This window comes from Rhodococcus wratislaviensis (assembly GCF_900455735.1).
GTDB classification, from domain to species: domain Bacteria; phylum Actinomycetota; class Actinomycetes; order Mycobacteriales; family Mycobacteriaceae; genus Rhodococcus_F; species Rhodococcus_F wratislaviensis.
In genome coordinates, this window is the sequence record NZ_UAUI01000027.1 from 115280 (window position 1) to 138939 (window position 23660).

At 67.7% G+C, this 23660-nt stretch carries 20 protein-coding genes; 9 read left to right on the top strand and 11 right to left on the bottom strand.

Annotation, left to right across the window (positions count from 1 at the left end):
* Positions 1–28 precede the first annotated feature (28 nt).
* From DTA22_RS32480 to DTA22_RS32490, 3 genes are all read right to left on the bottom strand, one after another.
* Positions 29–664, bottom strand: a complete 636-nt coding sequence (locus tag DTA22_RS32480) for a hypothetical protein (RefSeq protein WP_037244993.1) — start codon at positions 662–664, stop codon at positions 29–31.
* Between the two features lie 86 nt (positions 665–750).
* Positions 751–1302, bottom strand: a complete 552-nt coding sequence (locus tag DTA22_RS32485) for a DinB family protein (protein WP_112302159.1) — start codon at positions 1300–1302, stop codon at positions 751–753.
* A gap of 59 nt (positions 1303–1361) precedes the next feature.
* Entirely contained in the window at positions 1362–3728 is a 2367-nt protein-coding gene (locus DTA22_RS32490; protein ID WP_112302160.1) for an arylsulfatase, read from the bottom strand.
* 239 nt (positions 3729–3967) lie between these two features.
* Between DTA22_RS32490 and treS the strand changes: the two genes are divergently transcribed.
* Positions 3968–5824: a maltose alpha-D-glucosyltransferase gene (treS, locus tag DTA22_RS32495; RefSeq protein ID WP_037244996.1), complete on the top strand. Its 1857-nt coding sequence runs from the start codon at positions 3968–3970 to the stop codon at positions 5822–5824.
* A complete protein-coding gene (locus tag DTA22_RS32500) occupies positions 5821–7224 on the top strand; it encodes a maltokinase N-terminal cap-like domain-containing protein (protein WP_112302161.1) in 1404 nt (467 codons plus the stop codon). Before treS ends, DTA22_RS32500 begins: the two co-directional genes overlap by 4 nt.
* Here the strand turns inward: DTA22_RS32500 and DTA22_RS32505 are convergent.
* The 5 genes from DTA22_RS32505 to DTA22_RS32525 form a co-directional block, all read right to left on the bottom strand.
* A complete protein-coding gene (locus tag DTA22_RS32505) occupies positions 7205–9103 on the bottom strand; it encodes an ABC transporter ATP-binding protein (protein ID WP_112302162.1) in 1899 nt (632 codons plus the stop codon). The two genes, DTA22_RS32500 and DTA22_RS32505, sit on opposite strands and share 20 nt — an antisense overlap.
* A 100-nt stretch (positions 9104–9203) precedes the next feature.
* Positions 9204–9806 (bottom strand): AMIN-like domain-containing (lipo)protein, encoded by a 603-nt coding sequence (locus DTA22_RS32510; RefSeq protein ID WP_037244487.1) that lies wholly within the window; start codon positions 9804–9806, stop codon positions 9204–9206.
* A gap of 24 nt (positions 9807–9830) precedes the next feature.
* Positions 9831–10259, bottom strand: coding sequence for a YchJ family protein (locus DTA22_RS32515; RefSeq protein WP_037244489.1), 429 nt, complete (start codon positions 10257–10259; stop codon positions 9831–9833).
* On the bottom strand, positions 10256–11818 hold the full coding sequence (locus DTA22_RS32520; protein WP_112302163.1) for a long-chain-fatty-acid--CoA ligase: 1563 nt from the start codon (positions 11816–11818) through the stop codon (positions 10256–10258). Before DTA22_RS32520 ends, DTA22_RS32515 begins: the two co-directional genes overlap by 4 nt.
* Positions 11819–11890: 72 nt before the next feature.
* Positions 11891–12808: a DUF3159 domain-containing protein gene (locus tag DTA22_RS32525; RefSeq protein WP_112302164.1), complete on the bottom strand. Its 918-nt coding sequence runs from the start codon at positions 12806–12808 to the stop codon at positions 11891–11893.
* Positions 12809–12952: 144 nt separating this feature from the next.
* Here DTA22_RS32525 and DTA22_RS32530 point away from each other — a divergent pair, with 144 nt between their 5' ends.
* The 4 genes from DTA22_RS32530 to DTA22_RS32545 all read left to right on the top strand — a co-directional run bounded on the left by DTA22_RS32530 (position 12953) and on the right by DTA22_RS32545 (position 18319).
* Positions 12953–13726 carry an ABC transporter ATP-binding protein gene (locus DTA22_RS32530; RefSeq protein WP_005239421.1) on the top strand — a complete coding sequence of 258 codons (774 nt, stop codon included), beginning with the start codon at positions 12953–12955 and terminating at the stop codon, positions 13724–13726.
* A 4-nt stretch (positions 13727–13730) separates the two neighbouring features.
* A complete protein-coding gene (locus tag DTA22_RS32535) occupies positions 13731–16262 on the top strand; it encodes an ABC transporter permease (protein WP_112302165.1) in 2532 nt (843 codons plus the stop codon).
* 69 nt (positions 16263–16331) lie between these two features.
* A complete protein-coding gene (locus tag DTA22_RS32540; protein WP_245973317.1) occupies positions 16332–17513 on the top strand; it encodes an NAD(P)/FAD-dependent oxidoreductase in 1182 nt (393 codons plus the stop codon).
* Positions 17514–17545: 32 nt separating this feature from the next.
* Positions 17546–18319 carry a glutamate racemase gene (locus DTA22_RS32545; protein WP_037244503.1) on the top strand — a complete coding sequence of 258 codons (774 nt, stop codon included), beginning with the start codon at positions 17546–17548 and terminating at the stop codon, positions 18317–18319.
* Here the strand turns inward: DTA22_RS32545 and DTA22_RS32550 are convergent.
* Positions 18307–18960, bottom strand: coding sequence for a TetR/AcrR family transcriptional regulator (locus DTA22_RS32550; RefSeq protein ID WP_009479291.1), 654 nt, complete (start codon positions 18958–18960; stop codon positions 18307–18309). The two genes, DTA22_RS32545 and DTA22_RS32550, sit on opposite strands and share 13 nt — an antisense overlap.
* A gap of 86 nt (positions 18961–19046) precedes the next feature.
* Positions 19047–19412: an SPW repeat domain-containing protein gene (locus tag DTA22_RS32555; RefSeq protein ID WP_025432213.1), complete on the bottom strand. Its 366-nt coding sequence runs from the start codon at positions 19410–19412 to the stop codon at positions 19047–19049.
* 109 nt (positions 19413–19521) lie between these two features.
* Between DTA22_RS32555 and DTA22_RS32560 the strand changes: the two genes are divergently transcribed.
* A complete protein-coding gene (locus DTA22_RS32560) occupies positions 19522–20313 on the top strand; it encodes a DNA alkylation repair protein (RefSeq protein ID WP_245973316.1) in 792 nt (263 codons plus the stop codon).
* Between the two features lie 25 nt (positions 20314–20338).
* Complete coding sequence (locus DTA22_RS32565) at positions 20339–20935, top strand: CHAP domain-containing protein (protein WP_112302168.1); 597 nt, start codon at positions 20339–20341, stop codon at positions 20933–20935.
* Positions 20936–20941: 6 nt separating this feature from the next.
* Here DTA22_RS32565 and DTA22_RS32570 read toward each other — a convergent pair whose 3' ends face one another.
* Positions 20942–21997 carry a ferredoxin--NADP reductase gene (locus DTA22_RS32570; RefSeq protein WP_037244515.1) on the bottom strand — a complete coding sequence of 352 codons (1056 nt, stop codon included), beginning with the start codon at positions 21995–21997 and terminating at the stop codon, positions 20942–20944.
* 322 nt (positions 21998–22319) lie between these two features.
* Here DTA22_RS32570 and mdo point away from each other — a divergent pair, with 322 nt between their 5' ends.
* Entirely contained in the window at positions 22320–23591 is a 1272-nt protein-coding gene (gene mdo / locus DTA22_RS32575) for an NDMA-dependent methanol dehydrogenase (protein WP_112302169.1), read from the top strand.
* The last annotated feature ends 69 nt before the right edge of the window (positions 23592–23660 follow it).

Consider the following 23660-nt stretch of genomic DNA (forward strand, 5'->3'; position numbering starts at 1 on the left):
CGGCCCTCCGGAACGGAATCCCCGGCGGTTACGCCGGGGGAGCGGGAGCCGGGGCGGGCTGTGCCGCCTCGGCGGGCAGCGGGCCCTCCTCGGGAACGAAGAACGAGCCGACCGTCGGCAGCACGTAGCAGGTCGCGTTGGTGTACCCGACGGTGCCGAAGATCGATGCGACGACGGTGCCCGCACCGGTCGTCACGACCTTGTTCAGCGCCGGGTAGCCGCCCTCGGTGACGCCGTCGAGGGGCAGGATTCCGCTGGCGCCGGTGCTGGTGTTGATCCACGCGACGTTGAGGCCCGACGACTTCACGACACCGGGGTACGCGGACAGGGCCTGGAAGCTGATCTCGTTGGCCTTCACCTCGGCGGTGGGCCCCGTGGTGCCCGATGCCAGCGTCAGCGTGACCGGTGCGACGGTGCCGCAGCCCACGGTCGGCGCGGTGTAGAGGAACGGCGTGTACGCGCCCGCGACATCACGCAGCACAGTCGACGTGGCCAGTGCCTCGACCGCGGCCTTCTCCTCGGGCTTGTCGGCCTGGGTGCGCAGTTCGGCGAGTCCGGGGACGTCGTCGGGGGTGGCCGGTTCCGCCGCTGCCGTGCCCGAGAGACCGAAAGTCGCCGCGATACCGACCGTTGCCGCCGCGATCGTGCGTCGCATCACGCTCATACCGTCCACCTGAACTCCTCGTTGTCTCGTCGGGCGGCTCTGCAGCGCCGCCCGGACGGAGAATTTACCCGAGAGAACGGAATCAGTCAGGACCAGCTGCCGCCGCCGGCCAGCGTATCGGCGCGCGCGCCGTCGAGGGACTGCCGGATGATGTCGGCGTGACCGGCGTGCCGGGCCAGTTCCTCGATCTGGTGCAGCAGCATGTAGCGGACCGTGAAGACGACTCCCGACGCCATCCACTGCGCCACGTCGGCGGGCAGGTCGACGTCGCGATCCAGATCGGTTTCGGCGGCGACCGCGGCCTCGGTGGCGCGCCGTGCGTCGTCGAAGCGGGCGAGGAGGGCGTCGACGGTCTCGTCTTCGGTGACGTTCCATGCGGCCATCCACGCGGCCACCGGGTCGTCGCCGACACCGCGCGGGGCCCCGGTGATGCGGGAGGTCATCGCCTCTTCGCCGTCGATCACGTGTTTGAGCAGGGAAGCCAGGCTCATCTCGCTGGCGCTGGGCACACTGCGGGCCTGCTCCTCCGTCAGCCCGGACAGCGCGTTGCGGAAGGCGGTGCGCTGGTTGTCCAGCATGAGGAGAAGGAGTCCGCGCTCGTCGGAGATGGGGTTCTGGGTGCTGGGTGTCTCGGTCATGCATTCAGTGTTGCGCGGATAGCGGACACCTACTGTCCTCGATCAGCGACTTTTCGAGCTCATTGGCGGGACGTCGCGACCCTCGCCACCTCCGCCGGGTCGATCAGATGGGAGTGGTCGTCGTCGCCGACGTCGATCTGCACGACGTCGATTCGCCCGTTGAACTTGGTTTCTCCCACGTAGTGGGCGCTGACCGGCATCCCGTAGTCGTCGCCGATGTCGGTCGTCTCGTCCGCGGAGAAGATCATCGGCTGCGTCTGTTCGACGCGGCCGGAGCCGACGCTGCGGCCGTCGTAATAGAGGGTGACGTTGCCGCCCTTCGCGAGACCGCCGCCGTCGTAGGCGAACTCCGCTCGAATCTGACGAGTGCCTGCGGGCAGGTCTTCGGTGGCCTCGGTCGTGAACTCCTTCATGCCGAGGAGGTTGTAGACGAACGCAGCCCGCCCCTCCTTGACGTAGAGGGCCCATCCGCCGAAGCGACCGCCCTGCGCGATGACGACACCGTTGGTGGTGGCGTTCTTCGCCGTCTCGACGGCCGCGGTCACCGAGAACGACCGGTTCTTGATGTCGATGACACTGTGCTCGCTGAGCCGCTTCATCCCGGGAAACAGCACCTGCCTGCTGCCGGACACCAGTTGGGGCCGGCCGGCGATCGTCGGGTTGAGGCGTTCGAACCGGCGGTCGTCGATGGGCAGCACGTTGTATTTCACCGCTTCGATCAGCCACAGGCGCTGCAACGCCGCGAGCTTCTCGGGCATCTCCGCGGCCAGGTCGTGGGCCTGCGTCCAGTCGGTGGTCCCGTCGTAGAGCTCCCACACGTCGTCGTCGAGCGCGGGCAGCACCTCGTTCGATAGCCACGGAGTGCTGTGCCGGGTGACGGCGCTCCAGCCCTTGTAGTAGATGCCGCGGTTGCCTGCCATCTCGAAGTACTGCAGGTCGTGGCGTTCCGGGGCGTCCGCCTCGTCGAAGCTGTACACCATGCTGGTGCCCTCGATCGGGGCCTGTTGCACCCCGTTCACGAACGTGGGTTCCGGCAGCCCGGCGGCCTCGAGCACCGTCGCCGCGACGTCGATGACGTGGGTGAACTGAGACCGGGTCTCGCCTCGGCTGCCGATGCCGGCGGGCCAGTGCACGATCGTGCCGTTGCGGGTGCCACCCCAGTGCGAGGCCACCTGCTTGGTCCACTGGAACGGCGCGCACATCGCCCACGCCCAGCCCACCGAGTAGTGGTTGTAGGCGTCCGTGGTCCCGAGTTTGTCCTTCACTTCCGCCATGAACTCCGGCGTCTCGATCGCGGCGAGGCCGTTGAAGTTCGCCATTTCGTTGAATGCACCGTTGAGCGTGCCTTCGGCGGAGGCACCGTTGTCGCCGATGATGTAGTACACGAGCGTGTTGTCGAGAGCGCCGATCGCGTCGATCGCGTCGATCACGCGGCCGACGTGGAAATCGGTGTGCTCGAGGAAACCCGCATACACCTCCATCTGACGTTCCAGCACCGGCTTCAGCGCATCGTCCATCTCGTCCCACGCCGGGATCGCATCCGGGCGCGCGGTCAATTCGGCGTCGGCGGGCACGACCCCGCGCTGCTTCTGCTGTTCGAGGATCGACTCACGCTGCGCGTCCCAGCCGCCCGCGAACCGGCCGGCGTACTTGTCCGCCCACTCCGGCGGCACGTGGTGCGGTGCGTGGGTGGCGCCGGGGGCGAAGTAGACGAAGAACGGCTTGTCCGGGGCGAGCGCCTTCTGGGTGCGCACCCAGTCGATCGCGTGGTCGGCGAGGTCCTCGGTGAGGTGGTAGCCCTCCTCGGGTGTCTTGTCGGGCTCGACGGGGGCGAAGCCCTCGTAGAGCGCCGGGTAGTACTGGTTGTTCTCGCCCCCGATGAACCCGTAGAAGTACTCGAACCCGCCGCCACCGGACGGCCACGCGTCGAACGGGCCGACCGGCGAGGTCTGCCACGGCGGCACCTCGTGGCACTTGCCGAACTGGGCCGTCGAATAGCCGTTGAGTTTCAATGTCATCGGCAATGCTGCCTTGGTGTTCGGACGGAGCCCGGACGAACCGGGCGCCGACGTCGCCGTCTCGGTGATCATGCCCATTCCGACCGAGTGATGATTGCGGCCGCTGAGCAGGGCCGCACGGGTCGGTGCGCACAAGGCAGTGGTGTGGAATCGGGTGTATGTGAGCCCCCCGGCCTGCAGTCGCTCCGCGGTCGGTGTCTGCGCGGGCCCGCCGAACGCGCTGCTGGCGCCGAATCCCACGTCGTCCAGGAGGACCACCAGCACATTCGGGGCGCCCTCGGGTGGCAGCAGCGGCTCGATGGGCGGGAACGAGGTGTCCGGATCCTTCGCGTCGTAGGTCGTCAGGCCGAGATGCTGCCGATCGGGAATCGGTAGAACCTCGCGACGCTCGCCCGTTCGATCCACCATGGCTACTCATTCCGTTGTCTCACATCGGAACGCCCGACGGCGCCTGCCGAAATCAGAATAGCCGCAGGCTGCAGCGCCCCGAGCGCGTTTGGACCGGATGGACAGGACGCGGCCCCGCCCACCGAAACCTGGGGAGGCTGCGCGCGTTTCCAGCGGTTCGGGCAGGACCGACCTACGATCGAGGCACGTGTCCGGGGAACGCCCCCGTTCCTGTGATCGAGTCGCGAACCGAGGTGCTTATGGCCCTGGAAGATTCGTCGTCGGCCTTCGCCGACCCGTCCCGGGAGGGCGCGGCCCCACCGGAACACGACCTCGAAGGCCACATCATCGAGGCCCGGTCCGAGGACTTCTTCCACGCCAGAGAACTGCAAGTGGACAACGAGTGGTTCAAGACCGCGGTGTTCTACGAGGTTCTGGTTCGCGCGTTCTTCGATTCCTCGGGCGACGGAACGGGCGATCTCCGGGGGCTGACGTCCAAGCTCGACTACCTGTCCTGGCTCGGCGTCGATTGCCTGTGGCTGCCGCCGTTCTACGATTCACCGCTCCGCGACGGCGGATATGACATCCGCGACTTCCGTGCCGTGCTCCCGGAGTTCGGGACGGTCGAGGATTTCGTGCAGCTCTTCGATCAGGCGCACCGCCGCGGGATCAGAGTCATCACGGACCTGGTCATGAACCACACGTCCGATACGCACGCATGGTTCCAGGAGTCGCGCACCGACCCCGAGGGCCCGTACGGCGACTTCTACGTGTGGTCGGACCGCGACGCGGGGTATCCGGACGCGCGCGTCATCTTCGTCGACACCGAGACGTCCAACTGGACGTGGGATCCGGTGCGCAAGCAGTACTACTGGCATCGCTTCTTCGCCCATCAGCCGGACCTGAACTACGACAATCCCGACGTCCAGGACGCGATGATCGACGTGCTTCGGTTCTGGCTGGACCTCGGAATCGACGGCTTCCGGCTCGACGCCGTGCCCTATCTGTTCGAGCGGGAGGGCACCAACTGCGAGAACCTGCCCGAGACCCATGCGTTTCTCAAGAAGTGCAGGGCCGTCATGGACGCCGAGTACCCGGGGCGGGCGCTTCTCGCCGAAGCCAATCAGTGGCCGTCGGACGTCGTGGAGTACTTCGGCGAGCCGGACGTGGGCGACGAGTGCCACATGGCGTTCCACTTCCCGCTGATGCCCCGCATCTTCATGGCCGTGCGGCGGCAGAACCGGTTCCCGATCTCCGAGATCCTCGCGCAGACCCCGCCGATTCCGAGCTCGTGCCAGTGGGGAATCTTCCTCCGGAACCACGACGAGCTGACACTCGAAATGGTGTCGGACGAGGAGCGGGACTACATGTATTCCGAGTACGCGCAGGATCCGCGGATGAAGGCGAACATCGGCATCCGGCGACGTCTCGCGCCGTTGCTCGAGAACGATCGGAACCAGCTCGAGCTGTTCACCGCGCTGCTGCTGAGCCTGCCGGGTTCGCCCGTCCTCTACTACGGTGACGAGATCGGCATGGGCGACAACATCTGGCTCGGCGATCGGGACTCGGTGCGGACACCGATGCAGTGGACTCCCGACCGCAACGCCGGATTCTCCCGTGCCGATCCGGCCCGAATGTATTTGCCGGTCATCATGGATCCCACGTACGGCTACCAGTCGGTGAACGTCGAGGCGCAGATGAACTCGACCAACTCGTTGCTGCACTGGACTCGCCGCCTGATCCAGGTTCGCAAACAGCATCCGGCGTTCGGAACGGCCTCGTTCACCGAACTCGGCAGTGCGAACCCGGCCGTCCTGTCGTATGTGCGGGAGACGCCGCCGAGCCAGGATCGGCCGTACAGCGACGTCATTCTGTGCGTCAACAACCTGTCCAGGTTCCCGCAGGCGGTGATCCTGGACCTCACCCAGTTCGCCGGCCGAATCCCCGTGGAGCTCACCGGTTCCGTTCCCTTCCCCTCCATCGGGGACGACGGGTACATGATCACACTCCCCGGTCACGGATTCTTCTGGTTTGCGCTGCAACCGGATCCGAAATCCGACGGCGCCGTGAGCGGACACCCGGTCAGCAGCGAAGCGGAACAGGCGGTGCAGCAGTGAACGAACCCAGCAGTGAACGCATTCCCGACGAGACCCTCGAGCGGCAACTCGTCCGGTGGCTGCCGGACCGGCGGTGGTTCGCCGCCAAGGGCACCACCATCTTGGGGGTGCGGATCCTGCTGCGCCACGAGCTGATGTCGGTCTTCGGGTTCTCCGCCGAGCATCTCCTGGTGTCGGTGGAGTTCGAGGCAGGGCAGCCGCAGGTGTACCAGATACCGCTGGGGTTCCGCAGTCATCTGCCCGAGGACCTCGAGCCGTGGGCGCTGCCGGACGGCGACGGGAACATCATGATCGCGTACGACGGCCTGCACGATGCCGAGATCATCACCCTGTACGCCGACCTGCTGTCCGAGGCCGAGGGGACCGGGCCGGTGCAGTTGAAGACCGTGCCGGGCACCGTGATCGAACCGGGACTCCGCGGGCGGACGCTCGGCGCGGAGCAGTCGAACACGTCGGTGGTGCTGGGGGAGAAGCTCCTGATGAAGATCTTCCGTCTGGTCACGCCGGGCGTGAACCCCGACGTCGAACTGCACCTCGCGCTCGCCGAAGCGGGCAGCGAATACGTGGCGACGCTGCGGGCGTGGATGGAGACGGACGTGGCCGGGATTCTGACCACCCTCGCCATGGTGCAGGATTTCGAGGCCAACTCGGCGGACGGGTGGAGTATGGCGCTCGGCAGCGTCCGCGACCTCCTGATCGAAGCGGATCTCCACGCCGCGGAGTTGGGGACGGACTTCGCCGGTGAGTCCTACCGGATGGGCGCCGCGGTCGCCGAGGTGCACGCGACCCTGGCGCGTGCGCTCGGTGCGGAGGAACGACAGGTTGCGTCGACGACCGTGGAGGCGATGACGCGCAGGCTGGACGCCGCCACCTCGATCGTGCCCGAACTGGGAGAGGTGGCTGCCGCCGTTCGGGACAAGTTCGCCGAGGCGGAAGCGCTGGGCGCCACCACCGTCCAGCGGATTCACGGCGACCTCCACCTCGGTCAGGTGCTGCGGACGCCGGAGCGGTGGCTGCTCATCGACTTCGAGGGGGAGCCCGCCAAGACGCTCGACGAGCGCCGGGAACGGGACAGTCCGTTGCGGGACGTCGCGGGAATGCTGCGTTCCTTCGACTACGCCGCTCATCATCTGCTGGCCGATTCGGTGCCGATGGGAGCGATGGGCGCGGCGTCGCAGCGGGACTTCCGGGCGAGGGAGTGGGCCCAGCGCAACGCCGACGCCTTCTGTGAGGGCTATGCCTCCGTGTCGGGCACCGACCCACGCAAGGCGGCGGCGTTGCTCCGGGCCTACGAACTCGACAAGGCGGTGTACGAGACCGTGTACGAGGCGAGGAACCGCCCGAATTGGATCGGCCTGCCCCTCTCCGCCATTCGCAGACTCACCTCAGCACCTCGGTGAGGGTCGGGGACGAGATCGTGCCCGTGTCGAACTGAGTGCGGTACAGCTCCTCGTACCGGCCGCCCGCGGCGAGCAGTTCGGAGTGGGTGCCGCGTTCGACGATGCGCCCGGCCTCGACCACGAGGATCAGATCGGCAGCGCGGACGGTCGACAACCGGTGCGCGATCACGACGGCGGTCCGGCCGGCGAGGGCCTCGCCCAGCGCCTCCTGGACGGCGGCCTCGGACGTGGAGTCGAGGTGCGCCGTCGCCTCGTCGAGGATGACGACCCGCGGATGCGCGAGCAGCAGGCGCGCGATGGTCAGCCGCTGGCGTTCGCCTCCCGACAGCCGGTAGCCGCGCTCGCCGACGACGGTGTCGAGGCCGTCGGGCAGTGCGGCGACGAGGTCGGTGAGCCGCGCCCGTTCCAGCACCTCCGCGAGTTCGGCCGGCGTGGCGCCCGGGCGGGCGAGCAGCAGGTTGGCCCGCACGGTGTCGTGGAAGAGGTGCCCGTCCTGAGTCACCATGCCGACGGTGGCCCGCACGGAGTCGGCGGTCAGGTCGCGCACGTCCACCCCACCGAGTTTCACCGAGCCCGCGTCCGCGTCGTAGAGGCGGGGAACCAGTTGGGCGATGGTGGACTTGCCTGCTCCGGACGATCCCACCAGCGCGACCATCTGCCCGGGTTCGGCACGGAACGACAACCGGTGCAGCACGTCGACGCCGCCGCGGGTGTCGAGGGTCGCGACCTCCTCGAGCGACGCCAGCGACACCTTGTCGGCCGAGGGATACGCGAACTCCACGGAGTCGAACTCCACCGACACCGGGCCGTCGGGCACCGCGACCGCGTCGGGCTTCTCTGCGATCAGCGGCTTCAGGTCGAGGACCTCGAAGACGCGCTCGAAGCTCACCAGCGCGCTCATCACGTCCATGCGCGCGCTGGCCAGTGCGGTGAGGGGGGAGTACAACCGGGTCAGCAGCATCGCCATCGCGACGACGGCTCCCGCGTCGAGTTGTCCGCGCAGTGCGTAGAACCCGCCCAGTCCGTAGACGAGCGCGAGTGCGAGCGCCGACACGAGCGTGAGTGCGGTGACGAACACCGACTGCAGCATCGCCGTGCGGACACCGATGTTCCGCACCCGCCGGGCACGGACCGCGAACTCGGCGGACTCCTCCGACGGGCGGCCGAACAGCTTGACGAGCGTGGCACCGGGCGCCGAGAACCGCTCGGTCATCTGCGTGCTCATCACCGAATTGTGGTTCGCCGCCTCACGATTGAGTTGCGCCAGCCGCGCGCCCATCCTGCGGGCGGGCAGGACGAAGATCGGCAACAGCAACAGCGCGCACAGCGTGATCTGCCAGGAGATCCCGATCATCACGATGAGCGTGATGCCGAGCGTCACGAAGTTGGACACCACGCCCGACAGTGTGTCGCTGAACGCGCGCTGTGCACCGATCACGTCGTTGTTGAGGCGGCTGACCAGCGCGCCGGTGCGAGTGCGGGTGAAGAAGGCGATCGGCATCCTCTGCACGTGGTCGAACACGGCTGTCCGCAGATCGAGGATCAGGTTCTCACCGATGCTCGCCGACAGCCACCGCGTCCACAGGGCCAGCGCGGATTCGAGTACTGCGATGACCGCGATGAGTGCCGCGAGGCGCACGACGACGGACACCGCGTCGCCCCCGACGATGGCGTTGACGACACGGCCCGCCAGCACCGGGGTGGCCACGGCCAGCGCGGCCGTGACGACGCTGAGCAGCAGATACCACCCGAGGCTGCGACGGTGCGGCAGGGCGAATCGGGCTATCCGCCGCAACGTCGTGCGGGAGAAGGGTCGACGATCCTCTTGGGCGTGCATCGCGTTGTACATCGCGTTCCACGCCGTGACTTCCATGCTCATGCCAGCGGCCTCCTGTCGCTATCCCCCCACGGTAGAGCCGGGGTATGACACGACGGTAGAACCTCAACTTTACTCGAGGTCAAGCCGCGGGCGTGAAGCGCTACTTCGCGACGTCCACGACCACCCGCGTCGGATCGGACAGGGCCGACACCGTGAAGGGACGGTCCGGTTGCGTCACGCCGATGAACGACTGCGTGACGCCTTCGAACACGAGCGCGCCGTTGACCTCGGTCACCGTGCCGCCGGGAACACCGGGCACCGGGTTGGGGCCCGAGTATCCCTCCACATCACTGTCGAACGGGTACGCCGAGCCGTCGATCTGTACCTGCAGGATGCCGTTTCCCGACACCGGGATCGTCTTGCCGCTGCCGTCCTGCACCGCCTCGTCCACGTACGCGACCCGCCAGCCCGGCGTGCCCTTGCCGCCGAGTTCGTACACCACGCGGTCGAATCCCTCGTGCTCGCCGACGCGGACGTCGGTGACCGTGAGCTTCGCGGACTCGGACGCCGCGGACGATTTCGGTGACGCGTCGGTCGGGATCGGCGCCGACTCGGATTCGAGGGCGCTACTGGTGGTGGCGGCCGCGGCCGGTGACGTCGCCGCCACACTGCTGGCGGAGTTCGACTCCGAGCATCCGGTGAGCGTCAGCGTCAGGGCGCAGGCGGCGAGCGCGGCGAAGGGACCGATCCGGTGGTTGATCATGATCCGATCGTAAGCCGGGTGAGATCAGACTCGAGGGAGCCCCTGGCGTGGCGTCGCGATCGCGTCCAGGTACAGCCAATTGCCGTCCTCACGGACGAATCGGCTGTTCTCGTGCAGCGATTCGCGGTGGCCGTCCAGGACGTAGTGCGCGCGGAACTCGACGGTGCCGGTGGTGTCGAGCAGTCCGCCGCCGCTCGTGCCCAGGATGTCGAGGCGGGTCCAGCGCTGCTCCGGATCGAGGTCCAGGGTCCCGGGCCGCGTGCTCGGATGCCAGGTCGCGAGCAGGTAGTCGGCATCCAGGACGGCGAACGCGCTGAACCGGGATCGCATGAGGCGCTCGGCCGTGGGCGCCTTCGTCTCGCCGCGGTGATACCTCCCGCAGCACTCGTCGTACGGTTCACCGAGCAGGCAGGGGCATCGAACGGTCACGGCTCCAGTATGGACGGCGGTCACACGAGCTTGTGGGTGCGGTCCTTCCAGTACGGCGCGCGGAGTTCCCGCTTGAGGATCTTGCCGGTGGGGTTGCGGGGCAGCAGGTCGACGACGTCGACCGTCGTCGGGCACTTGAACTTCGCCAGACGCTGGCGGGTGTAGTGGATCAGCTCGTCCGGTTCGATATTCGTCCCGGTCACCGGCACGACGACGGCCTTGACCGTCTCACCCCAGTGATCGTCGGGCACGCCGATCACCGCTACCTCCGCCACGGCCGGGTGTTCGACGAGCACCCGTTCGATCTCGGGGGAGTACACGTTCTCCCCGCCGGTGATGATCATGTCCTTGAGCCGGTCCTCGATGAACACGAAACCGTCGGCGTCCGCACGGCCCATGTCGCCGCTGCGCAACCACCCGTCGGCGGTGATGGCCTCCGCCGTCGCCTCGGGCTTGCCGAGATACCCGGGCGTGCGTTGTTCCGAACGCCACCACAGTTCGCCCGTCTCGCCGGGGGCGACGTCCTCGGCGGTGGCCGGGTCCACGATGCGCATCTCCACACCGGGAATGGGCTGTCCCGCCGAGGCCATCCTCTCCTCCTGCGCCTCGTCGCGATGCACCTCGGGTAGCAGGGCGGTGACGACACCCGCGCATTCGGTCATTCCGTAGACCTGGACGAACTCCGCCTCCGGCCAGGCGGCGAGCGCGCTGCGCAGCAACGGCAGCGGCATCGGCGCCGCGCCGTACGTGATGCGATGCAGCGCACCGAACGCGGCCACGGCCTGCTCGCCCGCGGCGAGCACTCCGGCGATCACCGGCGGCACGAGGAACGCGATGTTCGCGCCCGCCGCGAGCGCGCCGAACAGGGACGGGGCGTCGGCCTCCCTGGTGAAGTGGCAGCGGGCGCCGGCGTGCACGCCCATGATCGCGTAGCAACTCCCGCCGACGTGGAACAGCGGCATGGCGACGAGCAGGCAGTCGTCGTGCCGCGCGGGCAGGATCTCGAGCACCGCGGTGCTGTGGGCGATCAGGTTGCGGTGGGTCAGCTGAACTCCCTTCGGCCTGCCGGTGGTTCCCGAGCTGTACAGGATCAGTGCGGTGGCATCCGCGGCGACATCCGGCGCCGACTTCAGCACGGACGCCTCGCCGAGCCACGGCTCGAACTCGTCGTGTTCTCCGCCGACGGTGACGATCTGCTCGATGCCGGTCAGCCGGTCGCGGAGCGCCATGACCTGTTGGAGAAACTCGTTGCCCACGAACAGGATCCGTGCCCCGGAGTCGTTGATCACGTAGTCGAGTTCCTCACCGGCCAGTCGCCAGTTGGGAACTGCGGCGGCCGCGCCGAGGAGCGAGGCGGCGTAGGTGACCTCGAGGCAGGACAGATGGTTCTTGTCGACGAACGCGACCGTGTCACCGGCCCCGATTCCGCCCTCCGCCAAGGCTCCCGCGATGTGCAGGATCCGGTCGTGCCATCCGGACCACGTGTATTCGGTGCCCTGGAACTGCACGGCGACGTCGTCCGGACGGACCTGCGCCCAGTGCGCGAGTCGGTCGAAGATGATCTCGTTGTCGGCGTCCGACATGCGCCCACCTCTCGTCTGTGACGTCAGTCACATCAGGCTAGTAGCCGGTGATCCGATCAGTGACGTTTTGCCTCACGCGGCCGAACTGCTTCGGCTCTGTGCGTCCGCGCGTCGCAGCGCGGCGGTGCCGATGGCGCCGACCACGATCAGGGTGATGCCCAGCCAGTCGGGGTCGTTGTCGGTGACGAGCATGGCGATCCCCACGCCGACCACGAACGGCGGCAGGAAGTCGAACAGTTTGACGAGGGGCGGTGCCACCTCTTCCGGTTCTCCGGGCTCCCGCGGCGCCTGCGCGCTCGCCACGTCCGGATACCACTCGGTGAAGGACAGCGCGAACAGCAACGCCCCGATCGGGATGATCCAGCCCGTCCAGAAATTGTCCGGCTGGTCGAGGACCAGGTCGCCGTACAGTCCCGCCGCCGCCGACACCGTGAAGGACAGCGCCCACACCAGCGTGATGAGCTGATTGACCTTGAGGAACAGCGGCGAGGTCCAATACTCCTCGGGTGTGGTCTCTTTCGCGTACGGCAGGGTGAACGGATTGCGCAGCAGCAACGACCCGAACGCGAATGCGACCAGCGCCAGGCTCGACATTTCGCCCGACCACTTCTCCAGCCAGGTGATCAGGTCGTCGGAGGCGAACAGTCCGATCGCGGCGAGGCCGCCGAAGTAGAGGATGTCGAACACTTCGAGGGGTTTGAGGGTTCCGCCCCGGCGGTGGCCGAGGAACAGGAACAGGATCGACAACCCGAGAGCGGTGGCGACCGATTCCTCGAACCGCCCGGGGCCGGACAGCAGTGACATCAGGATCCACGGCGCCAGCCCGGCAAACGGTGACTGCAGGAACGCGTCGAGGAACCGCGATCCCGCCCGGGGTTTGGGGGATTCGATGGCCATGAGGCTCTCCTTCGCGCCGGCGATACCGGAATTCTCCCAGGTCGGTACTTCCGTTGTGGGCGTTTCCGTGCGGGTCTCCGTGTCCGAGATCACGTCCGCGAGGATCGAAGATCAGGGTGGTCCCTGATGGCGGGCCGCCGCGGGTGTCGACAAGATGGAGGAGTGCGCCGCGCGTGCACCGTCCCGGCCCGTCACCACGGGGCCGGACCGCCACAAGAGGAATGACGAAAGGCGATCATGAGCACGCATGCCCCCGCTGTCGCTGCCCGTGCTGTCGAGCTGTCCAAGACGTACGGCACCGGCGACACCCAGGTCCACGCGCTCAGCGCGGTATCCGCGGAGTTCGCCCGTGGTGAGTTCACTGCGATCATGGGACCGTCCGGTTCCGGTAAGTCGACGCTGATGCACTGCCTGGCCGGTCTCGACGCGGCCAGTTCGGGTTCCGTCCTCATCGGCGACACCGAGTTGACGACGCTGACGGACAAGCAGATGACGCAGCTGCGACGCGACCGGATCGGCTTCGTGTTCCAGGCGTTCAACCTGGTGCCGACGCTGACGGCACTGGAGAACATCACGCTTCCGCTGGACATCGCGGGCCGCAAGCCGGACGCCGCGTGGCTCGAGAACGTGCTCACCAAGCTCGGACTGCAGGACCGTCTCGAGCATCGCCCCGGCGAATTGTCCGGAGGTCAGCAGCAGCGCGTCGCGTGTGCCCGTGCCCTGGCCGGGCAGCCGGAGATCATCTTCGGCGACGAGCCCACCGGCAATCTCGACTCGAAGTCCTCGGGTGAGGTGCTGTCGATCCTGCGGGCCGCGGTGGACGAGTTCCACCAGACCGTCGTCATCGTCACGCACGATCCCCGCGCGGCGGCCTACGCCGACCGGGTGGTCTTCCTCGCCGACGGCAAGATCGTCGACGAACTGCGTGATCCGACGGCCGATTCGGTACTCGACACGATGAAGCGACTCGACGAGCCCGCCCACGCCCTCGCGTCCGACGCGGCGGTCTGACCGCATGGCGTCCACATCCAGCGCTCCGATGCGCAAGGTGTCGCTGCGCAACCTGGCGGCGCACAAGGTCAGGCTGGCACTGACGGTGCTGTCCGTGGTGCTCGGCACCGCCTTCGTCGCAGGCTCCTTCGTCTTCACCGACACGCTCCAGAAGACGTTCGACTCGATCTTCGAGAACACCGCGCAAGGGGTCGACGTCCGGGTGTCGAGCGAGGAGCGCAACTCCAGCGGAGTGCCCCTCGCCGACCTCGACACCATCACCGCGCTCGGCGGAGTGCGCGCGGTCGCACCTGCCGTCAGCGGGCAGATCGTCCTGATCGACTCCGACGGCGCCGCCGTCCAGACGGGTGGTGCGCCGAGCATCGGCGAGTCCTACCTGCCGCCGGGTCAGGCGCTCGGTGAACCCGACGAATACGTTCAGGGCGGGCCGCCTGCCCAGGTCGGCCAGATGGCCGTCAACGCCAGTGCCGCCGACCGTGCGCAACTGGCGGTCGGCGACACCACCAAAGTTCTCGTGCCCGCTCGTGGCATGGTCGACGTCACCGTCTCCGGCATCTACGACACCGGCAACGAGACCGGCGGATTCATCGGCGCGACGTTCGTCGACTCGCAGGCCCGCGAACTGTTCACCGACGGCAAGCACGTCGAGTACATCGACGTCGCCGGGACGGGTCTGTCCCAGACCGAACTGCGCGACGAGATCGCTGCGGCCCTTCCCGACGCGAAGGTCCAGACCGGCGACGAGGTGCGCGAGGAGACCAAGGCTCAGGTGACGGAGGCGCTGAGTTTCATCAACTACTTCCTCCTCGCGTTCGGTGCGATCGCCCTGCTCGTCGGCACATTCATCATCTACAACACGTTCTCGATGATCGTGGCCCAGCGTCTGCGGGAGCTGGCGCTGCTCCGCGCGATCGGTGCCAGCCGCAAGCAGGTGGGACGTTCCGTGGTCTTCGAGGCCCTCGTGGTCGGCGTGATCGGCAGTGCGATCGGGATCGCCGCCGGCGTCGGCCTGGCCTACGGCCTGCGCGGACTGCTGAACGCGTTCGACGTCGGTCTGCCCGAAGGTCCCCTGCAGGTGGGGCCACGCACGATTCTCATCGCCCTCGTGGTCGGAGTGCTCGTGACGACGATCAGCGCGTACGCACCCGCCCGGCGCGCGTCCAAGGTGCCGCCGGTCGCGGCGATGCGGGAGGAATTCGCGTCCACCGGTGACTCGCTGCACGTGCGCACCATCGCCGGTGCCGTCCTCGGTGTCCTCGGCGTCGTGGGACTCGTCATCGGATCGCGGGGCACGGGTGGAGGCGCCGCCGCCGTCGTCGGTGCCGGAGCGCTCGGTCTGATCCTGGCCGTGCTGTTCGCCGCCCCCGCGTTGTCCCGGCCGATCGTCGGGGCGCTCGGAGCGGTGCTGGCCAAGCCGTTCGGCCCGGTCGGGCGACTGGCCCGCACCAACGCCGTGCGGAATCCGCGCCGCACCGCCGCCACCGCGTTCGCGCTGACGCTCGGTCTGATGCTCGTGTCCGTGATCGGCGTGTTCGGCGCGTCCGCGAAGGCCAGCGTCAACCAGCTCGTCGACTCGGGGGTGTCCGCCGACTACGTGCTCACCGGACCCAACCAGATCGGTGTGCCCAGCGGCGCGGCGAGGGCCGTGCGGAACCTCGACGACGTCCAGAGCGCCGCCGCCCTGCATCCGGTGTCCGTCAAGGTCGACGACGAGCAGCAGCAGGGCGCGTCGCTGGACGGCCCGCTCGAGGGCGTCCTCGACTACAAGCTCGTCGAGGGCGGCGCCGATCTGACGGGCAACCACCTCGTCGTGTCCCAGACGACGGCCGCGCAGAAGGGCTGGACGCTGGGGACGACGGTCCCGATGACGAGCGCCGACGGGAAGGTCGTCGACGCCGAGGTCACCGGCGTCTTCGAGGACAACCAGCTGGTCGGCGACTGGCTCGTCTCGGACGACGTGTACCGCCAGGTGATGCCCGCGGCGACCATTCCCGATCTGGCGGTCCTCGTCGACGCGAAGCCGGGTGCGGATCTGACGCAGCTGCGCGCCGACCTCGAATCCGCGACCAAGCAGTTCGTCGTCGTTCAGGTGCAGGACCGGGAACAGTTCAAGGGAACACAGGGGCAGCAGATCGACACTCTCCTCGCCATCCTGTACGGACTGCTCGCGCTCGCCGTCGTGATCGCGATCCTCGGCATCATCAACACACTCGCGCTGTCGGTGGTCGAGCGCAGGCGGGAGATCGGCATGCTTCGCGCGGTCGGAATGCAGCGGTCCCAGATGCGTCGCACGATCTACCTGGAGTCGATGCTGATCGCCGTGTTCGGTGCGGCCGTCGGCGTACTGCTCGGCATCGCGTTCGGCTGGGGCTTCGTGAGCACCCTGAAGGATCAGGGTCTCGACCAGGTGACGGTGCCATGGGGGCAGGTGGTCGCGATGCTGCTCGGATCCGGCGTGGTCGGCGTGCTCGCAGCACTGTGGCCGGCGAGTCGCGCCGCCCGCACCCGGCCTCTCGAGGCCATCGCCGATCTCTGACCCGTGAGTACTTGTTAACCGCCCGCGGTTAACAAGTACTCACGGGCGCGGAGCGCATAATGTGGTCGCGTGCAGAGAATTGTGATCGTGGGAGCGGGCCTCGCAGGTCTGCGGACAGCCGAGGAACTCCGGCGGGCCGGATACGAGGGTGACCTGGTTCTTCTCGGCGGTGAACCGCACCTTCCGTACGACCGCCCACCGCTGTCGAAGGAAGTGATGCGCGGGGAGAAGAGCGACACCACGCTCAAGCCGCGGGAGTTCTTCGACGAGAAGAACATCGACTTGCGTCTGGGGGTCGAGGCGGCCTCGGTGGACACCGGATCCCGCATCCTGAGACTCGCCGACGAGACCGAACTCGGCTACGACGAACTGGTGATCGCCACCGGCCTCGTGCCGCGGCGCATCCCGGGGCTGCCGGACCTCGCGGGCGTCCACGTTCTCCGTTCCATCGACGAGAGCCTGGCGTTGCGCGCGGACCTCGCCGAGGGCAAGCGCGCACTGATCGTCGGTGCGGGGTTCATCGGCTGCGAGCTGGCGGCGAGCATGCGGGCCGGTGGTCTCGACGTGGTGCTGGTGGAGCCGCAGCCGACGCCGCTCGCGTCCGTGCTCGGCGAGAAGATCGGCGGATTCGTCGCCCGGCTGCACACCGGCGAGGGGGTCGATCTGCGGGCTGGTGTCGGGCTCACGTCGCTGGTGGGGTCGGACCGGGTCACCGGAGCCGTCCTCGGCGACGGAACCGAGGTGGACGTCGACGTCGTGGCGATCGGGGTCGGCTCGGTGCCGGTCACCGCGTGGCTCGACGGCTCGGGTGTCGAACTGGCCAACGGTGTGGTGTGCGACGGCGTCGGACGCACGGCGGTCCCGCACGTGTGGGCGGTCGGCGACGTGGCCGCGTGGCAGCTGCGGGTGGGCGGCCGCAAGCGCGTCGAGCACTGGAGCAATGCCGGTGAGCAGGCCAAGATCCTCGCCGGGGCGTTGACCGGGACCGGCGACGAGAACGCCGCCGCTCAGGTGCCGTACTTCTGGAGCGACCAGTACGACATCAAGATCCAGGCACTGGGCACGGTAGCGGCCACCGACGAGGTGCACGTGATCAAGGACGACGGCCGCAAGTTCCTCGCCTACTACGAGCGGGACGGCATCCTGGCCGGTGTCGTCGGCGGTGGAATGGCGGGCGGCGTGATGAAGATGCGGGGCAAGATCGCGGCGGGAACTCCGATCGGCGAGGTCCTCGAGGCCGCGTCGGCGTAGGCGGCCGGGCGGGGGCGCGATAGATTCTCCGGGTGATTGTTGCGCTCATCGACTCGGGTCTCGGCATGCTGCCGACGTCGGCGTGGCTGCGCAAGTTGCGACCCGAACTGGATCTGATCCTCGCTCTGGATCCGGACGGGGCTCCGTGGGGTCCCAAGCCGGAACAGTGGGTGATCGACCGCGTTCTCGCGACCGCGCAGCGCTGCCTCGACCGCGGGGCCGAGGTGATCGTGCTGCCGTGCAACACGGCGAGCGTCACCGCGCTCGACCACGTCCGGGAGTTCGTCGGACCGGCTGTTCCGGTCGTCGGCACGGTTCCGGCGATCAAGCCGGCGGCTGCCGCATGTGAGTCGGTGGCCGTCTGGGCGACCGCGGCGACGACGGCGAGCCGGTATCAGGCCGATCTGATCGAGAAGTTCGGGAACGGGAGTTCCGTGGTGGGTGTCGCGTGCCACGGTCTCGCCGAGGCGATCGACCGCGGCGAGCGGGACGCGGCCACCGCAGCCATCGCCTCCGCCGTGGAGCGCACACCCGACGATGTGGGCGGGGTGGTGCTGGGATGCACCCACTATCCGTTGATGGCCGACGAGATCGCGGCGCAGCTCCCCGCCGGGGTGCGGTTGTTCGACAGCGCCGAGGCGGTGGCGACGCAGACTCTCCGCCGCATCGATGCGTTGAACCGTCCGAGCGCGGGGGAGGGCACCGTCGAGGTCTTCCTCAGCGGCAGGCCCGGACGTCTACCCGCGAGCGCCGAGGCGTTCCCCGCCGGTCAGCTGTTGTCGGCGGGGCGTTCTCAGCCGAGCTGAACCATCCCGGCCGCCACGACGCGTGCGACGTTGTCGAGTTCCTCGCCGTGCCGTCGCGGCAGGTCGTCGAGGTCGTGGAGGCGGTCGCTGCCCGCGACGGAGAACATCGCGGCCACCCACGCCGTCGCGCAGGCCCGGAGCGTCCCGGGTTGCACGGGGTAGGGCGAACTGGCCTGCAGGAGACGCTCGGTGATGTCGCTGAGGTAGTCGCGGAACCGGCGCAGGTGCGCACGGACGTCCGGGTGGGTCTCGGCCTCGCGCCAGATGATCACGCGCATCACCGACGAGTGGTGATCGCGCAGATTCAGCGCGTTGTCGAGGTTGACGAGGCTGGCGGCGGGGTCACCCGGAGTCACCAGGGGGCCCACGTCGCCGAAGGGTTCGGTGGGCAGTCTCTCGGAGAGCAGCGCCAGCAGGATGTCGGTCTTGGAGGGGAAGTAGTAGAACACCAGTCCTTTCGGGACGTGCGCGGCGGAGGCGATCGATGCGGTGGACGTGGCATCGAATCCGTGTACGGCGATGAGGGATTCGGCGGCGTCGAGAATCAGTTCCCGGGCGTCGCCGTCGATCTTCGCGCTGCGCCGCCGCCGGCCTTTCCGCGGTTGGGGGCCACCGGGCTTACCGAGATGGGGTGTTGGCATGGGCCTTTCCGGACGTGAACGGCGGGGCACAGGCCGTAAGCCTGTGCCCCGCCCCAATCGATGTTCTCGGTGCTGTGGTTGACGGATCAGTGATGTGTCGCCAGCCCTCCGTGTCCGTGCATCCGGGAACTCATCATCGGCAACCCGGTGACAGCCACGACGACTGCCAGGACACCGACGACCCATGCGGTCCACGACGCGCCCGTGAATGCGTCGAAGTTCATCACCCACGGGGAGAGGAACAACAGCACTCCGAAGACGGCCATCGCGTACTCGGCCACAGTCATCTCCGGGCGGCTCATATGGACGAGACCGGAGAGGGCCACGAGTACACCGAGCACGATGAGTGACCACATCGCGGCGTTGTTGGTGTCGAGCCACAACGGCGAGAGCGCCGCGAAGGCTCCGATCACGATCGCCACCACATCTTGCATACGACTCCACGATCTCATGTCCAGCCTCCTCGAAATGGATTGTGTCCACCTCGAGTACACGCCTGATTGACCGACCGATCAATACCTGGCTCGTTGCAGTCGGATAACGCGAACTGCAGGTCAGCGCATGTTTTGTGACCTTTGTTCTCGCGGTCGGGCGACTGTCGGTGTCCTGTGGGACAGTGTCTTCGTGACGTCCACCGCAGACGACGTGAAGCGCGCACTCGGCCAGTTGTCGAAGAAGACCGACGCCATCAATCTGGCACGGTTCTTCAAGACCGGTCCGGGGGAGTACGGGGAGGGCGACGTCTTCATCGGCGTGCGGGTTCCCGCGACGCGCAGCGTGGTTCGTGCTCACGCCGATCTGGACCTTCCGGAAGTGACGGTGCTGCTCGACAGTCCGGTGCACGAGCATCGACTGGCAGGGCTGCTGGTACTCGCGACGCAGTTCGACCGGGCGGCGAAGGCAGGCGACGACGCCCTGCGTGAGAAGATCGCGTCTTTCTACCTCGACCTGGTGATGCGGGGACGGGTGAACAACTGGGATCTGGTGGATTCGTCCGCCGACCGGATCCTGGGCGCGTGGCTGTACGACCGGCCGCGCGACCCGGTGTTCGCGCTGGCCGCGGACGACGACCTCTGGCGGCGCCGCGTCGCGCTGCTCAGTACGTTCGGTTTCATCCGCCGGGGCGACGCCTCCACGACGCTCGAGGTCGCGGAGTCCGTCCTCGGTGATCGCCGCGACCTCACGCAGAAGGCGACGGGATGGATGTTGCGCGAGGTCGGCAAGCGCGTCGATCGCGACCTGCTCACCGGTTTCCTCGACCGGCACGCCGCGGCGATGGGCCGCACCGCCCTGACGTACGCGTGCGAGCATCTGACCGCCGAGGAGCGCGCGGGCTACCGCGCGATGCGGTGACCGGATACCCGCTACATTCGGTGGCATGACTGCTACCGCGCCCACTCGGCGCCGCCGACGTGCCGGGCTGATCCTCGGCACCGTCGTCGCCGTGATGGCCGTCGTGGCGGGTGGTGTGTTGTGGCTGGCGCCGGACCGCTACCTGCCGTGGGACACCGCAGAGTTCCCTGCCGTCGACACGTCCGCGTTGTCGCCGCAGCAGGCACGGATCGTCGGGCTGCTCGAGGCCGAGCACGGCGGGCAGCGGCCGGGCACGTTCTACGCCGAAGGGGTCGAGGAGCCCTGGTGCGCGGACTTCGTCAGCTGGATCATGCGGGAAGCAGGCCGGCCGCTGTCGAATCCGAATTCCGGGCACTGGCGGATCCCCGGGGTCTACACGTTGCAGGAGTACTACGAGTCGCAGGCGCGCTTCGAGGAGGTCGGTGGCGGATACCGCCCGAACGTCGGGGACGTCGTGCTCTACGACAACAGCAGCTGGGTCGGCCAGCACACCAACATCGTCGTCGCCGTCGACGGGGACACCGCTACGACGGTCGGCGGCAACGAGTTCGGCCGTATCCGCGTGCACACCGTGGACTGGTCGAGCGACTCCGCCGTCGTCGGCTTCGGCCGGCTCGGGTGAGGGGCGTCAGAATTCGATCTTGAGGTGATCGGTGACCGGCCGGGCCTGGCAGCCCAGAATGTAGCCGCTCTCGATGTCCTCGGGGTCGAGGATTTCGCTGTTCTCCATCTCGACCTTGCCCTCGAGTACGGTGCACGCACAGGACCCGCACTCGCCCTCCTGGCAGGAGTACGGCACGTCGATTCCCTTGGCCAGCATGATGTCGACGAGGGTCTGCTTGCGGGGCCAACTCAGGTTGTGGATCTCGCCGTCGAGTTCCACCTCCACGGTGGCGGCGTCGGCGGCCTCGTCCTCGGTGACCTCCACGACGTCGGCGTCACGGAACGGGTCGCCGGCCAGCGAGTTGAACACTTCGGCGTGCACCTGGGTGCGCGGCATCCCGGCGTCCGCGAGGGCCTTGTGGATCGTGTCCATGAACGGCGCCGGTCCGCACATGAATGCTTCGTGCCCGAGGTAGGGCGCGACGGCGGAGGCGAGCTGATCGACGCCGGGCAGTCCCTGGACCGTCTCCAGCCAGTGAATGGACACGAGCCGTGAGGGGTACCGGCCGGCGAGCGTGCGGAGTTCCTCCGCGAAGATGACCGACTTCTCGTCGCGGTTGGCGTAGAAGAGCACGACCTTCCCGGACCCCTCGGTGAGGGCGGACTTGAGGATCGAGATCACCGGAGTGATGCCACTGCCTGCCGCGAACAACAGGAAATCGTGGTCCAGTGACTTGGGGGTGAAGACTCCCGACGGGGGGAGGACTTCGAGGGTGTCGCCGACGGCGACGTTGTCGCAGAGCCAGTTGGACCCGTAACCCTCCGCCGTCCGCTTGACGGTCACCTTGGGGGCGTCGTCGGTGAACGGCGAGCTGGCCAGCGAGTAGCACCGGGCGACCGATCCCGTGCGGTCGCTGGGGATGCGCAGGGTGAGGAACTGGCCCGGCTTGTAGGCGAACTTGTCGGCGAGGTCTGCCGGCACGTCGAAGACCAGTGACAGGGAGTCGGGGGTTTCCTCGACCACGCCCGACACGGTGAGCACCACCGATCGTGAGCTGTGCGGCACCTCGACAGTCGTCATCGTGTGTGCAGTCCTTCCGTACTTCGCAGCGCCGGAACGCTCGCTTGCCTGCTCCAAATATAGAACAGGTTCTAGTTTTTGCCTAGCGGGTGGGCTCCGCGTGAAGTGGACAGCCTATCGAGTGCCGCCCCCTCCGGCTCGGCCCGGCCGCACCTGCCCGTTCGGGCAGTTTGTGCGCCGCGGTCGGACGGTTCGGCCCCGCAGGCCTGTATCCGGGGTCCGAACTAGGTCACAGTGGGTTCCAGGTGAGACGCCGATCACATCACTTGCGTCCCCTTCCACAACGCTTCAGATCCGACATCGACTAATCGAGGAGACGGCCATGGCCATCGAGCTCAACCAGATCTGGGACTTCCCCATCAAGGAATTCCACCCGTTCCCGCGGGCGCTGATGGGAGTGGGCGCCCACGACATCATCGGCGTCGAGGCGAAGAACCTCGGATTCAAGAGGACCCTGCTCATGACCACGGGCCTGCGCGGCTCGGGCATCATCGAGGAACTGGTCGGCAAGATCGAGTACCAGGGCGTCGAGGTCGTGCTCTTCGACAAGGTCGAGTCCAACCCCAAGGACTACAACGTCATGGAGGCAGCCGCGCTCTACCAGAAGGAGAAGTGCGACTCGATCATCTCCGTCGGCGGCGGCTCGAGTCACGACGCCGCCAAGGGCGCCCGTGTGGTGGTCGCGCACGACGGCCGCAACATCAACGAGTTCGAGGGATTCGCGAAGTCCACCAACAAGGAGAACCCGCCGCATATCGCCGTATCCACCACGGCCGGTACGGGTTCGGAGACGTCGTGGGCGTATGTCATCACCGATACGTCGGACATGAACAACCCGCACAAGTGGGTGGGATTCGACGAGGCGACCATCGTGACCCTCGCGATCGACGACCCGCTGCTGTATTACACCTGCCCCCAGCACTTCACGGCGTACTGCGGATTCGACGTCCTCGCGCACGGCAGTGAGCCGTACGTGTCGCGTCTCGACTTCGCGCCGTCGCTCGGCAATGCGATCTACTCGGTGGAACTGGTCGCGAAGAACCTGCGGGAGGCCGTGTTCGAGCCGCGCAACCTGAAGGCCCGCGAGGGAATGATGAACGCGCAGTACATCGCCGGCCAGGCATTCAACTCCGGCGGCCTCGGCATCGTGCACTCCATCTCGCACGCCGTCAGCGCGTTCTTCGACAGCCACCACGGGCTCAACAACGCCATCGCCCTGCCCCGTGTCTGGGAATACAACCTGCCGTCACGGTACGAGCGCTACGCCCAGTTGGCGGGCGCCCTGGGGGTCGACACCCGAAACCTCACCACGGTGCAGGCCGCGGACGCGGCGGTCGAGGCGGCCATCCGCCTGGCGAAGGACGTCGGCATTCCGGACAACTTCGGTCAGGTGCGCACCGACTCGTACGACAAGAACCAGATGAACACCAAGAAGTACGAGGGTCGCGGTGACACCATCCGGGGCGACGAGAAGACCGTGCGGGCCATCTCCGAGCACATCCAGGGCGACTGGTGCACGCCGGGCAATCCGCGCGAGGTGACGGTCGAGTCGATGATCCCCGTGGTCGATCACGCGATCAACAACGCGTACTGACCGATCACAGAAACTCGCGTCCGGGGCGGGAGCCTCACCCCAGCCCGGCCCCGCCCCGGATGCGTTCCC

What these genes read in the sequence shown, in the direction of transcription:
- DTA22_RS32480 (WP_037244993.1), bottom strand. Translation starts at nt 664, where the DNA reads ATGAGCGTGATGCGACGCACGATCGCGGCGGCAACGGTCGGTATCGCG.
- DTA22_RS32485 (WP_112302159.1), bottom strand. Translation starts at nt 1,302, where the DNA reads ATGACCGAGACACCCAGCACCCAGAACCCCATCTCCGACGAGCGCGGA.
- DTA22_RS32490 (WP_112302160.1), bottom strand. Translation starts at nt 3,728, where the DNA reads ATGGTGGATCGAACGGGCGAGCGTCGCGAGGTTCTACCGATTCCCGAT.
- treS (WP_037244996.1), top strand. Translation starts at nt 3,968, where the DNA reads ATGGCCCTGGAAGATTCGTCGTCGGCCTTCGCCGACCCGTCCCGGGAG.
- DTA22_RS32505 (WP_112302162.1), bottom strand. Translation starts at nt 9,103, where the DNA reads ATGAGCATGGAAGTCACGGCGTGGAACGCGATGTACAACGCGATGCAC.
- DTA22_RS32510 (WP_037244487.1), bottom strand. Translation starts at nt 9,806, where the DNA reads ATGATCAACCACCGGATCGGTCCCTTCGCCGCGCTCGCCGCCTGCGCC.
- DTA22_RS32520 (WP_112302163.1), bottom strand. Translation starts at nt 11,818, where the DNA reads ATGTCGGACGCCGACAACGAGATCATCTTCGACCGACTCGCGCACTGG.
- DTA22_RS32530 (WP_005239421.1), top strand. Translation starts at nt 12,953, where the DNA reads ATGAGCACGCATGCCCCCGCTGTCGCTGCCCGTGCTGTCGAGCTGTCC.
- DTA22_RS32535 (WP_112302165.1), top strand. Translation starts at nt 13,731, where the DNA reads ATGGCGTCCACATCCAGCGCTCCGATGCGCAAGGTGTCGCTGCGCAAC.
- DTA22_RS32550 (WP_009479291.1), bottom strand. Translation starts at nt 18,960, where the DNA reads ATGCCAACACCCCATCTCGGTAAGCCCGGTGGCCCCCAACCGCGGAAA.
- DTA22_RS32555 (WP_025432213.1), bottom strand. Translation starts at nt 19,412, where the DNA reads ATGAGATCGTGGAGTCGTATGCAAGATGTGGTGGCGATCGTGATCGGA.
- DTA22_RS32560 (WP_245973316.1), top strand. Translation starts at nt 19,522, where the DNA reads ATGTTTTGTGACCTTTGTTCTCGCGGTCGGGCGACTGTCGGTGTCCTG.
- DTA22_RS32565 (WP_112302168.1), top strand. Translation starts at nt 20,339, where the DNA reads ATGACTGCTACCGCGCCCACTCGGCGCCGCCGACGTGCCGGGCTGATC.
- DTA22_RS32570 (WP_037244515.1), bottom strand. Translation starts at nt 21,997, where the DNA reads ATGACGACTGTCGAGGTGCCGCACAGCTCACGATCGGTGGTGCTCACC.
- mdo (WP_112302169.1), top strand. Translation starts at nt 22,320, where the DNA reads ATGGCCATCGAGCTCAACCAGATCTGGGACTTCCCCATCAAGGAATTC.